This window comes from Chryseobacterium contaminans (assembly GCF_001684955.1).
Lineage (GTDB): Bacteria > Bacteroidota > Bacteroidia > Flavobacteriales > Weeksellaceae > Chryseobacterium > Chryseobacterium contaminans.
Map to the genome: position 1 here is coordinate 1 of NZ_MAYF01000044.1, position 9,776 is coordinate 9,776.

11 protein-coding genes are annotated in these 9,776 nt (G+C 33.7%); 1 reads left to right on the forward strand and 10 read right to left on the reverse strand.

Going from position 1 to position 9,776, the window contains the following annotated elements; genetic code table 11:
* From BBH99_RS04025 to BBH99_RS04065, 9 genes are all read right to left on the reverse strand, one after another.
* Positions 1 to 718: hypothetical protein (locus tag BBH99_RS04025; protein WP_228390733.1), on the reverse strand; the 718-nt coding region annotated here is incomplete at its 3' end.
* Positions 715 to 1,245 carry a PH domain-containing protein gene (locus BBH99_RS22005; protein WP_066692307.1) on the reverse strand — a complete coding sequence of 177 codons (531 nt, stop codon included), beginning with the start codon at positions 1,243 to 1,245 and terminating at the stop codon, positions 715 to 717. The genes BBH99_RS22005 and BBH99_RS04025, both read right to left, overlap by 4 nt.
* Before the next feature lie 87 nt (positions 1,246 to 1,332).
* The gene (locus tag BBH99_RS04035; protein WP_066692309.1) at positions 1,333 to 2,415 is read right to left on the reverse strand and encodes a leucine-rich repeat domain-containing protein; all 1,083 of its coding nucleotides are present in this window, start codon (positions 2,413 to 2,415) and stop codon (positions 1,333 to 1,335) included.
* A gap of 15 nt (positions 2,416 to 2,430) precedes the next feature.
* Positions 2,431 to 3,087, reverse strand: coding sequence for a GNAT family N-acetyltransferase (locus tag BBH99_RS04040; RefSeq protein ID WP_066692312.1), 657 nt, complete (start codon positions 3,085 to 3,087; stop codon positions 2,431 to 2,433).
* Positions 3,088 to 3,105: 18 nt separating this feature from the next.
* Positions 3,106 to 3,969, reverse strand: coding sequence for a PH domain-containing protein (locus tag BBH99_RS04045; RefSeq protein WP_083188733.1), 864 nt, complete (start codon positions 3,967 to 3,969; stop codon positions 3,106 to 3,108).
* 11 nt (positions 3,970 to 3,980) lie between these two features.
* Positions 3,981 to 4,844 carry a PH domain-containing protein gene (locus tag BBH99_RS22685; RefSeq protein WP_083188734.1) on the reverse strand — a complete coding sequence of 288 codons (864 nt, stop codon included), beginning with the start codon at positions 4,842 to 4,844 and terminating at the stop codon, positions 3,981 to 3,983.
* Positions 4,845 to 5,136: 292 nt separating this feature from the next.
* Entirely contained in the window at positions 5,137 to 6,753 is a 1,617-nt protein-coding gene (hisS, locus tag BBH99_RS04055; RefSeq protein WP_066692319.1) for a histidine--tRNA ligase, read from the reverse strand.
* 124 nt (positions 6,754 to 6,877) lie between these two features.
* Positions 6,878 to 7,333, reverse strand: coding sequence for an HRDC domain-containing protein (locus tag BBH99_RS04060; RefSeq protein WP_228390734.1), 456 nt, complete (start codon positions 7,331 to 7,333; stop codon positions 6,878 to 6,880).
* A gap of 14 nt (positions 7,334 to 7,347) precedes the next feature.
* Positions 7,348 to 7,680 carry a single-stranded DNA-binding protein gene (locus BBH99_RS04065; RefSeq protein ID WP_045497669.1) on the reverse strand — a complete coding sequence of 111 codons (333 nt, stop codon included), beginning with the start codon at positions 7,678 to 7,680 and terminating at the stop codon, positions 7,348 to 7,350.
* A 328-nt stretch (positions 7,681 to 8,008) separates the two neighbouring features.
* Between BBH99_RS04065 and BBH99_RS04070 the strand changes: the two genes are divergently transcribed.
* The gene (locus BBH99_RS04070) at positions 8,009 to 8,377 is read left to right on the forward strand and encodes a helix-turn-helix transcriptional regulator (RefSeq protein WP_066692322.1); all 369 of its coding nucleotides are present in this window, start codon (positions 8,009 to 8,011) and stop codon (positions 8,375 to 8,377) included.
* A gap of 89 nt (positions 8,378 to 8,466) precedes the next feature.
* Here the strand turns inward: BBH99_RS04070 and BBH99_RS04075 are convergent, their stop codons facing one another.
* On the reverse strand, positions 8,467 to 9,492 hold the full coding sequence (locus tag BBH99_RS04075) for a methyltransferase (protein ID WP_083188731.1): 1,026 nt from the start codon (positions 9,490 to 9,492) through the stop codon (positions 8,467 to 8,469).
* Between the last annotated feature and the right edge of the window lie 284 nt (positions 9,493 to 9,776).

Sequence of the window (9,776 nt, forward strand, 5' to 3'; positions counted from 1 at the left end):
AATTTTTTTCTATTAATTTTCTTTCCGGTTCATTGGGATTGTCCGGTTGAAACCAAACTTCAATCTTACTTCCATAATAATCTCCCCAATCTCCTTCTGTTACCGTAAAACCATCATTACCACTTGAAAATTCTTTCAGCTCATCGCTAGGGTTGAAGACCTTTCTCATGGATTCTTTTTTGATCTCTTTTTCTGAAAGAATCCTGTTGGTATTAAAATCAAATACTTTTAAATAAACCTTACCTTTTTCTATTTTATTCAGGAAAACATCGTATTTATAAGATCCCGGCTGCAAGTAATCATAGATCAGAATATCTGGTTGGGTAACCTCTACGAGTTCTTTCTCATCTACAAACTGCTTCAAAGGCATTGAAAATTTTGCATTCTTTGGGTTTTTAATATCATTATTATAAGGCTTATAAGGACTTTTAGGCGGGTAAAATGCGAATAGTACACCGATGACGGTAAACATAATAAAGCTTAAAAGGCATTGCCAAAGACCGTCTTTAAATTGATCTTTTTTAAACAGCCTTGAAATTCCCAATATAAAACTCAGACCTGCCACCAGAAACGGTGTCACTGAGAAAAAATTCCATGTAAATTTACTAACCGGTAAAATAAGGATCAGAAGCCAACAAAAAATCCCTGTAAATAATGTAAGTAAAGAGGTAAAATACCATCTCCAGTTTAATGCCCTAAAAACAACTTCTTTTATCATAATTTGTTAATAATTTTTTTCTTCTGCTCATTAAATTCTTCTTCACTCAAAATGCCGCTTTCTTTTAGTCTTCCCAATTGCTCCAGCTGGTCTAAAAGACTAGGTTCGGATGTATGCTGAATGTATTCTTTAGGACGGGACATGAAATCTCTTACTTTTTCACAAAAGAGTTTGGCTTCATACTTTCCCACTCCATCAATCTCAACCAGATCATCAGACACCTGAATATCTATAGAGGCCAGCATCATGGCTGTCTCATATTGTATTGAGCTTATTTTGGTGTAAGAATAATCCTCCACCGTTAATCCATACATAAATTCCTTATCTACAAACATCAGTCTTCTGTCTGTAGCTACTAAAATTATGTGGTGTTGTGTTATCTTATTTCTGCCTTCTACAAGGTAAATAATTCTTTCGTCCACCGAAAGAATATCCGGCAGAGCATGAATCTCTTTTCTGGCAAAAATGGTAGGATTGATATCCAGTTTATCAAGTTCTTCTTTTATTTCATCTAGTCTTGATCCCATGGTTATAGTTTTATAAGTCTAAATTACTATTTCTTTTAAATTTTGGTCTCTAAGGAAATTTTATATAGTTATATTCCTGAAAAATATTTATCGAAAAATCTCTTTTTCCACGATTGAAGTATGAGGCAGTAGCTTCTTTATTTTTAAAATATTTTCAGGAGATATATTATTTCCCCAAATCGTTAGAATCTCTAAATTTTTCAGTTTATCTATTCCGGAAGGAATATCCTCCAACTGATTATTTTCGAGTTGTAAAACCTTCAGACTCTCTACTTTATAAATCTCCAATAATGCTTTCTGTGAAAGTTTACAATTTGCTAAATTTAAGGATCTTAATCTATTTAATTTATCGATTCCAGAAGGAATTAAGGTAATATCATTCCGCTTCAAATCTATTTCTTCCAAATTAGGTATTTCATATAATTCTTTAGGAAAAATTTTAAACCGGTTATCTGCTAATGAAACTGCTTTCAGGTTTTTAAGCTTTGAAACAGAAGAAGGAAGGTTTTCCAATAAATTATTTGACAAATCAACCTCTTTTAGATTTTCAAGATTTCCTATTTCAGCAGGCAATTTTTTTAACCTGTTGGATAGAAGGTTTAAATGCTTAAGTTTAGTTAATTTACCTATTGAAGTAGGTAAAACCAGCTCTTTAAACACCTGGTTATCATTAGTAATCGCTCCTCCAAAAAACAGGCTTTTAGATATTTTTAAATGTTTTAGGTTAACCAGCTTTCCAATGTCATTCGGAAAGTTGTCTAGTTTATAGCTTTGAAAATCTAAAATTTCTAAATTTGTTAACTTCAGAATCTCAGGCTGAATTTCAGTAAATCCATTAGAATCAATAGATAAATGTCTCAATTTAAGTAAATTCCCAAATTCTTTAGGTAATTTAACTATATTCCCTCCTTTTAATAAAAGCCCTTCTAATTCTTTCAGGTTTCCTATTTTCTCAGGAATTTTTGTAAAACTCGGTGTACAGTTCAGGGTAAGTACTTTAACATTCCATGCAAATATTTTATCCGGAACTTCATTGATGTCATATAGCTTTATATTATCGGATGGTTTCAGTTCTTCTATCTGTTGTGCAGGTGGTGGAGGTGGCGGCACCATCTGAGCATTAGCATTTAAAAATAATATGGTAAAAAGAAGTATATATTTTTTTTTCATTTAATTTTGAATATTTTATTTAAATAGAGGTTGATCTTCATCAGGAATTACAATAGTGGAATGCAAAGCATACACTTCCCAGCCTAAATTCTCATATAATAATTTTCCTTCTTCTGTAGCAACCAGAAGATTATTAGGAAACCCTTTTGATAAGGCTATTTTCTCCAATTCTTTCAATAAAAAAGAAGCCAATCCTTTTCTTTGATGGTTTGTTTCGGTAACAATTCTATCATAAACAGCTACCTCATCTACCAGAGAAACACGCCCAATGGAAGCCTGTTCTCCATTTTCTGCTACAATTCTTACTACAAAAGTGGTGTTGTATTCTGAAAACTCCAGATGATATCCTTCTGCCAGGCTGATTTCCGGGAAAATCATGGGATGGAAACAGGTCATCAGATATCCCTGTGCCTGTAATTGCCATCTTTCCGGAATTTTTCCCATAAACTGTTCGGGAGAAGTGCTTACTTTCAGATGAACCCAGGGTTCGTTAATTGACTGGGCAAGTTGAAAAAAATCTTCATTAAGCTCAGGAAATATATATCGTTCCTTTTGTTTTTCATCTCCCACGAATACATTAAATCCTGACTTATATGGAACAGGAAAGGATAGTTCTCTTGATAAGCACCATCCTTTAAGCCAGCTTTTTACGATTTCCTTTTTATCCTCCATGGTTATGTGGTAAAGTTTTTATTTTAATTGTCCCAACAATTTTCTTTTCTGCTCTGTAAACTCACTATCGGTAAGAATACCCTTTTCTCTCAGTTTTCCAAGCTTTTCTAACTGTTCCAGAATTTCAAGAGAGGGCGTTGCGCTTACAGTTGTATTGGCGCCGGTATTTACAGAATCAATATGCTGCTGAGGTTGCTGTACAGGATTATTATAGATAGGTCTAATGATATCGTAGAATTTTTCTGCATCTTCTTTATCCATAAAACATTCAAATTCTACTACTCTTTCTTCAAGATGCAGTTTAATGATTGGAGATCTTGGGTTGGTTACGAAGCTTACGGACTTGATCTTTTCATTAGGATAATCATTGATTTTAGCGGCTCCAAACATTGCTTTTGAAACAGAGATCATTCTTTTAGAGGTAGCCACCAGTATTCCTGCAGCCAGTGTATTGACAAACTGAGCATCTGTAATACCAACAATCTTCTCATCTTCAGGAATGAGAGAAGGTAATTCTTTAATTTCTCCTTTTGTAAATACAGAAAGATTGGCATTCAGCCTTTCCAGTTCTGATTTTATCTTTTGTTTTCTCCTTTTGTATTCTTCTTTAGAAATATGTTGACGTTCCTCATCTATCATCACAGGAAGATTCTCCTGAGTTGTTACTGTAAGGGAATTTAATTCTGCATTTTTATTCTGAACAATACGTTGAATATCATCAATGTTGAACTGATTGAGATTATACAGTACTTCCTGATTGATATAACTTATTTTATCTAAACATTTATTGCATAATACACCGCCGTCCGAAAGCTTATTTTCGCCCAGAAGCTTATCCATAGAGGTTAATTCTGTACTACACAATGAACAAGTGTTATTCATTTTTTATTTTTTTATAATTTATTCAGCAGCTTTTTCTTCTGCTCCGCAAATTCTTCTTCACTCAGTATACCCATTTGTCTTAATTTCCCAAGCTTTTCCAGCTGCTCGAAAATATCTTCCGAGGAATCTTTTGGCGTATCGGATACATTTTGAGAGACCGGAGTCTGAACATTTTGAAAGAATGATTGCGGCTGTACCGGTTGCTGATAAACAGGTCTTTCAGATCCTTTGATCTGCCCGTTTACCGTATCACAGAATGTTCTTCCATCACTTTTGTTATGCAGCTTAAACTCAACAGTTCCTCCTCTTGTATTGACTCTTAAGACTGAATACAAAAGGTTTTCAACCTGATCCAGAGAGGTAATATCTTTATGGGTATATTCATTTTTCACCACACCGCCCAGGAATTTTTTATCCATGAAGATCACTCTCCATTGGGTTGAAAAAATAATTCCTTCTCTGTTATTATGAAGATTGATACATTCTGCAATAGCAATTAATCGTTCATTCTGATCCAGGACTTTATCCAGCTCATTCACTTCTTCATTGGCAAGAACGCTTAGTCTGGCCTTAAGAGCCACAATCTGGTCTTTTATTTCGTCTAGTCTGGTAGGAGCATCATATTCATAGTTTCCTGTTCCCAAGGATGACGAACTTCCGGGATTCTGACTTGCCTCAATTTTATTTTTAAGGAACATTCCTGTTATTTCAGCAAAATAGAACTGATGTAGGGTATTGATAAGATCTCTATTGATTGTTATTGCTTTATTAAAACATTCAGCACACAGGTAACCGCCATCTGCAAGTTTATTTTTTCCAATAAGCATATCTGTGGACGTTAGCGGAGTACCGCATAATGCGCAAATAGTATTCATCTGGTTTTTAATTTTTAAAAATGGTATAGTCTAAAACAGTTTTAGTCTGCTTTTTTTGTTCCCGCAGCCCAAATTACAAATTCTGATTCTATATTTACCCCCAAAAATATTTAAATCTTCTCGTTTTTCAGGTATTTTTTCTCCTATTCTTAAAATTAACTTCCTATGATCTAGTATTCCGTGCTGTTTTTTCTGACTAAAATTTGAATTTTAAGTACATTATAGATATTTTTTTAACGAGAAACGGCTCAAAGTATTAACTCCGAGCCGTTTTTTATATGTAGATAATATCCTATCCTAAGAACTCATCCAAAGAAACAGTTTTCTGCTCTCCAGCCTCAAGGTTTTTGAAGGTTACTGTACCATTTTTAATTTCCTCTTCCCCTAAGAAAACAAGGTTTTTAATTCCTTTTTTCTCTGCATAGGTAAATTGTTTATTAATTTTAGCACTTTCAGGGTATAATTCTGCGGAAATACCTTTAGATCTCAATTGCATAATCAGTTTTAAAGCCTCTGTAGTTTCTTCACCTCCGAAATTAGCAAACAGATACTCAATTTTAGAAGAAGCTTCTTCAGGGAAAAGGTTCAGCTCTTCCATGACCAAATATATTCTGTCTAATCCGAATGAAATCCCAATTCCTGGGATATTTTTCACCCCGAATACTTCTGTAAGGTTGTCATATCTACCTCCACCACCAATGGAGCCCATTACCACTTCATCCGCTTTCACTTCGAAAATGGCTCCGGTATAATAATCAAGACCTCTCGCCAGGGTAATATTGAATACAAGATTCTGCATATCAACCCCTAGATTCATAGATTGTGTAAGAACAAATTCTAACTCTTCTACTCCTTTTAAACCGATTTCATTGCCTGCAAATTTTTCCTTCAATTGAAGAAGGTTTTCCAAAGCATCATCAGACTGGCTGAATAGGAAGTCTAATTTATCAATAGATTCCTGAGCGATTTCTCTTTCCAGTAATTCTTTAACAACACCTTCTTTTCCGATTTTATCCAGCTTATCTAAAGCAACTGTAAAATCAATCAGTTTATCAGTAATTCCGGCATATTCTGCTAATCCGGAAAGGATTTTTCTGTTGTTCATGTGGATTGTAACAGGAACTTTCAGATCAGCAAATGATTTCAGATACAATTGAACCAGATCCACTTCCTGTAATAAGCTTTCACTTCCTACTACGTCTGCATCACACTGATAAAATTCTCTGTATCTTCCTTTCTGAGGTCTGTCTGCTCTCCACACCGGCTGGATCTGGAAACGCTTGAACGGAAACGTTAATTTCCCATGATTCATCGCTACAAATCTTGCAAAAGGTACGGTAAGGTCATAACGAAGTGCTTTATCTGAAATTTCAGGTATTAAATCCTTTGAATTTAAATTTTCCTGTAGTGATAAAGCTTTCTCTAATAAAATTTTATTTTTTATATATCTTTTGTGTTCAGCAACATTTCCACCAAATTTCACATTATCGTAGTAGCCATTAACTTCATCTGAAATATTATCTTTTTTCAGCAAACTAATAAAGTTACTATCTATTATATTATAACTTACATTTATAAAGCTATCAATTGAAAAAATTACATCATTATTAATATAGCTATCAATTGTATTAAATAAATGTTGAATTTGGTTTTCTAAATTCAATGCCTCCAACCAATTTTGCTTTGTAAGCTTTAAATAATCTCCGGAATTTAAAATCTTGAAAATCAAGCGATCTCCTTCTTCTCCGTACTTTCCTGTTAAGGTAGAAAGGTTTTCAAAGCTTGGGGTTTCCAATGGCTGAAATCCAAATAATTCAAAATTATTCTGTAGAATATTAATGATGTATTTTCTTCTGGAAACTTCCTGTGCTGTAAAATCTCTCGTTCCTTTTGCTAAACTTGGCTTCATTTATTGTATGTCATTTTGATAGGTACAAAAGTACGGAATTGCAGGGACTTTACACAGCATAAAAAAGCAGGAGAAACAATCTTCTCCCGCATTCAAAGTTAATAGGATCATTTATTCCGAAAAATCAGACACTTTCAAGGATTTCCAGTATTTCTTCGCCATAATTTTCAATCTTATGTTTTCCGAAACCTTTAATCTCCAGCAGTTCTTCTTTTTTGGCAGGTTTATACTTGGCTACAGACATCAGCTCTTTATTGCTTGCTATGAAGTAAGTAGGCAGATTTTGTTCTCTTGCTTTCTCCGATCTCCAAAGTTTCAGGGCATTGAGAATTTGTTCTTCATCGGGATTCAAAAAATCATTATCCGCAGAGTATTTAATAACCTTTGGCTCTTTCACTGTATTTTTCACCACTTTAAGTTCTTCAAAATACAAGATCACAGACCAATAACATTCGTCGTTTACAAAAGCGGTCTCCACTTTTATAATCTCGTTTCTTTCCAGAAAATCATCCAACATTTTCTGATCTCGGTAGAGTAATTCTTCCGGAAGTCTGATCTTAAAAACTTTTACTTTCATCATTTGAGTTTTTAGAATTATTTACCTCCTAACAAAAGGATCTCATCTACTCTGATTTCCGTAATGTAACGCTTTACACCGTCCTTATCATCATAAGACCTGTATGTAAGCTTACCTTCAATCGCAATTTCTTTTCCTTTAGGGACATACTTTTCCATAATTTCTGCAACTTTCCCGAAAGCAATCAGATTGTGCCATTGCGTCTCTTCTACCTTTTCGCCTTTTGCGTTTGTGTAATGATCGCTTGTAGCTAAAGACACACTCGCTTTTACATTTCCGTTTTCGAAGTTTACCATTTCAACTTCTTTACCTGTGTAACCAATTAATGTTACTTTGTTTCTTAGTGACATAACTTTTAGATTTTAATGATTAATATTTTCAGATAAGAGACGTTCACTGTTTTCTCAAATCTCTGTTGCAAAGTTGCCGATCTCACCAAAAGCCAGTCGGTTATAAACTATTTAAATTCGTTTGTAGTCGTTTGTGATCGGATAAGTGAAATTAAAATTCTTTAGCTGTACTCGCTTTTTATGGTAAAAAATTTTGATATCGTTTTAAAATAAAAGGGAATAATGGGAACTTACTCAGGAATAATAAATTTTATTTTTGTTGATAAAAATTTTAAAAACCCCTATATTTTATCAATTATTTTTTTGCAAATTTGTAAAAACGTCTAACATGCAAAAAGAAAAACTACGTACAGTAAGAAAGAGAAAAGGTTATACTCAACAGCAAGTTGCTGATGCTATTGCTACAGATGTTTCAAATTATAGCAGAAAAGAAAGCGGATCTGTAAAAATTATACACTCTGAATGGGATAAAATTGCAAAGTTTTTAGATGTTCCTGTAGAAGAGATTTACGAAGATGATGATACAAACATTGTTGTAAATAATCCTGTTTTTAATGATAGCCCTGGATCATCTGGTGCTATTGGAAATAATGTTAATAATTTCTCGAATGAATTAAGCATAGAAGTCATTAAGAATTTACAGGACTATATCAGCCTACTGAAAGAGGAAATCAGTAAACTGAAAAGTGAAAAATAATTCTTTTCAGAATAGATACTTAGATATACAAATCAGGATAGAACATTTTCTATCCTGATTTTCTTTTTAGCCACGAATGCACAAATACATTATATTTTCTCACATTCCACAATGCTTTTACTTTGTGTGCCTATATCAATAAGGCGGTTAAATCTTAACCCTGCTTGTTCTATAAGCTGGATAAACTCATCCAAAGATCTTTCTCTTCCGGTGAGGCATGCCATCATTACAATGTCTAAAAGTTTTGCAAGATGAGGCTGGTTTCGGGAATCATCTGGAATTACGGCATCAATTATCAGCAGTTTTGAGCCTTTAGGCATTGCTTCATAGCATACTTTTAAAATCCGGATGCATTCATCATCGTTCCAGTCATGGATAATCCATTTCATGGTATATAAATCTGCACCTGCAGGAACTTTATCAAAAAAACTCCCTGTAGCTGTTAAGCATCTGTTTTTTAAGTTTTCAGGAATTAACTCAACAGTTTTCTCTATAACATGAGCTTCATCAAAGACGATTCCGGAACTTTCGGGAGCTGAATTTAAGATACGATGCATCATTACTCCATTCCCTCCTCCTATATCAACAATTGTTTTGTAGGGCTTAAAATCATAGTTTTCAATAATTCCCTGTAGTTCCATATTGGATAGCCCTGTCATTCCCCTGCCAAAATTGGCTGCCAGTTTAGGATATTGTTTATAATATTCCCAGAGATTCATACCATAAACATACTCAAAAGGAACTTTACCTTCCTTTACAGTACGGGTAAGTTCCCCGAAACCAAGAAAATGTTCTCCCATATTCGCTAGTACAAAATCTTTTACGGTTCCGGGAACATCTGTTTGTAAAGCGGCTGCCAGATCATTCATCTCAAAAATTTTATTTTCTAGTTCTTTGAAGATACCGACACTGCTTAGAGCTCTCATGATTCTGTAAAGTGCTTTTTCATCAGATTGAGTTTCTTTCGCCAAAAGGGAAATTGTTTTTGGACTTTCTGCCAGTAGATCTGCGATGTTTAATTCTGCAGCTGTTTTTACACAGCCTGAAATCCACATACCTCCCAACACTTCAAACATTTTTAAAGTAAATTCAGGTTTAACGGGTTGTTTTTTCATAGTTATAGTTTTTTAATTTGGATTAATATTATAATTCAAAAATACGTGAATTTATGAATTTTATTCACCACAAATTAATATTTAATAAAAATAACACAGAAAAGCTTCTATCCATTTACAAACGGATAATTCTGTATCTTTGTCTTACTAAAGTCAATCGCCGACTTTTGAAAACTTTTAATTAAAACTATTATATAAAGAAGACAATCCTAATGAAGAAGGCAATAAAAAGAACATACAGAGTCTCAAAATATGTGATCTATAAAGAAACTTTGGTTGATTAC